This is a genomic window from Stenotrophomonas sp. 2YAF22 (genome assembly GCF_052114665.1).
GTDB classification, from domain to species: Bacteria; Pseudomonadota; Gammaproteobacteria; order Xanthomonadales; family Xanthomonadaceae; genus Stenotrophomonas; species Stenotrophomonas indicatrix.
On the sequence record NZ_JBFRFE010000635.1, the window covers coordinates 1 to 2466 of the forward strand.

Genomic DNA, 2466 nt, shown 5'->3' on the forward strand with positions numbered 1-2466 from the left:
CGCTGCCATCGCGCACCGCGCGGGTCTTCATGCTGGCCGGGTCGGAACCGCCATGTGCCTCGGTCAGGCCGAAGCAGCCGATCAGTTCGCCGCGGGCCATCGCCGGCAGCCATTGCCGGCGCTGTTCTTCGCTGCCGTAAGCAAAGATCGGGTACATGCATAGCGAGCTCTGCACCGACACGAAGCTGCGCAGGCCCGAATCGCCGCGCTCCAGCTCCTGGCAGATCAGCCCGTAACTCACCGCCCCCATGTCGCCGCCGCCGTACTCGGCCGGCAGCGTGGCGCCGAGCAGCCCAAGCGCGGCGATCTCCGGCACCAGTTCCGACGGGAACCGTGCCTGGTCGAAGGCATCACCGATGATCGGCAGCACGCGCTCGTTGGTGAAGCGGGCCACGCTCTCCTGTACCGCGCGCTCTTCCTCGCTGAGCAGGGAACGGACATCGAACAGGTCGTACGGATCCAAAGCCATGGCACTCACACGCAGTCGGGACTGCCGCCATTGTCGGCCATCCGGGCGGAGTTGGTGTGCGGGTAGAGGCCGACCCTGGTCGGCGCTGGTGTTTCCGCTCACGTCCACCAAGGTTGGCACCTGCCAGACCACGCGCATTACGCTGCATTGCAGCAATTGCGATGTGAACATCGGCGATCTAGCTCGATCACGCCCGTCCCGGTACCCTGACACATTCAAACAACCGTTTCGCCCGTGGCTGCACGCGCGATTCCCAGGCAACCGCCGGTGGCCCCGATGCCGGCACTACCCACGAGTCATGCAATCGATGAGTGCTGAAGCCAACGCCCTGCCCCCGCGTGAAGTCATGGAATTCGACGTGGTCGTCGTCGGTGCCGGCCCGGCCGGCCTGGCCACCGCGATCCGCCTGCGCCAACGTGCGATCGACGCCGGCCGCGAACTGTCGGTATGCGTGCTGGAGAAGGGCTCCGAACCCGGCGCGCACGTGCTGTCCGGCGCGGTGATGGACCCGCGCGCGCTGACCGAACTGTTCCCGGACTGGGCCGAGCGCGGCGCACCGCTGAAGCAGAAGGTCACCCGCGACGAGTTCCTGTTCCTCAGCGAGACCGGCGCGCGCACCACCCCGCACGCGCTGTTGCCCGAGTGCTTCCACAACGAAGGCAACTACATCATCAGCCTGGGCGAAGTCACCCGCTGGCTGGCGCAGCAGGCCGAGGCGCTGGAAGTGGCGATCTTCCCCGGCTTCGCCGCCGCCGAAGTGCTGTACGGCGATGACGGCGCGGTGATCGGCGTGGCTACCGGCGACATGGGCATCGAAAAGGACGGCACGATCGGTCCGGCCTTCGAGCGCGGCATGGCCCTGCATGCGAAGTACACGGTGTTCGCCGAAGGCGCGCGCGGCCACCTCGGCCGCCAGCTGATCAGCCGTTTCAAGCTGGACGAAGGCAAGGATCCGCAGGCCTACGGCATCGGCATCAAGGAACTGTGGCAGATCGACCCGGCCAAGCATGAACCGGGCCTGGTGGTGCACGCCGCCGGCTGGCCGCTGGATACCGACACCTACGGCGGTGCCTTCCTGTACCACGCCGACGGCGGCAAGGTTGCCATCGGCTACGTGGTCGGCCTGGACTACAAGAACCCGTGGTTGAGCCCGTTCGAGGAATTCCAGCGCTTCAAGACCCATCCGTCGATCCGCAAGCATCTGGAAGGCGGCACCCGCATCGGCTACGGCGCGCGTGCGATCACCGCCGGTGGCCTGATGTCGCTGCCCAAGACCGTGTTCCCGGGCGGCGCGCTGGTCGGCTGCGAAGCCGGCTACCTCAACGTCAGCCGCATCAAGGGCAGCCACGCCGCGATCAAGACCGGCATGCTGTGCGCCGATGCCGCCTTCGACGCGCTGGTGGCCGATCGCCAGCACGATGAGCTCAGCGCCTACCCGGCCGCCTTTGAAACCAGCTGGCTGCACGACGAACTGAAGCTGTCCAAGAACTTCAAGCAGTGGTTCAAGAAGGGCCAGACCGTGGCCACGCTGATGACCGGCATCGAGCAGTGGCTGCTGCCGAAGCTGGGCGTGCGCAACCCACCGTGGACCCTGCGCCACAGCATCCCGGACCACGCCTGCCTGGAGCCGGCATCCAAGCACACGCGCATTGCCTATCCCAAGCCCGATGGCGTGCTGACCTTCGACCGCCTCAGCTCGGTGTTCCTCAGCAGCACCAACCACGACGAGAACCAGCCCAGCCACCTGACGCTGAAGGATGCGAGCATCCCGGTGAAGGTGAACCTGGCCGAGTACGCCGGTCCGGAAGCGCGCTACTGCCCGGCGGGCGTGTACGAATTCGTCGGCGACGGCAACGATGCGCGGCTGCAGATCAACGCGCAGAACTGCGTGCACTGCAAGACCTGCGACATCAAGGATCCGACCCAGAACATCGTCTGGGTGACCCCGCAGGGCGGCGGCGGACCGAACTACTCCGGCATGTGACCGGCGATGGGGC

The 2466-nt window shown here is 66.8% G+C and carries 2 protein-coding genes; one reads left to right on the top strand and one right to left on the bottom strand.

The window, feature by feature from the left end; translation table 11 throughout:
* A partial coding sequence (locus AB4Y84_RS19235; RefSeq protein ID WP_442250687.1) for an acyl-CoA dehydrogenase family protein occupies positions 1-469 on the bottom strand: 469 nt, incomplete at its 3' end.
* 307 nt (positions 470-776) lie between these two features.
* Here AB4Y84_RS19235 and AB4Y84_RS19240 point away from each other — a divergent pair.
* Positions 777-2453 carry an electron transfer flavoprotein-ubiquinone oxidoreductase gene (locus AB4Y84_RS19240; RefSeq protein ID WP_025875865.1) on the top strand — a complete coding sequence of 559 codons (1677 nt, stop codon included), beginning with the start codon at positions 777-779 and terminating at the stop codon, positions 2451-2453.
* Positions 2454-2466 lie beyond the last annotated feature (13 nt).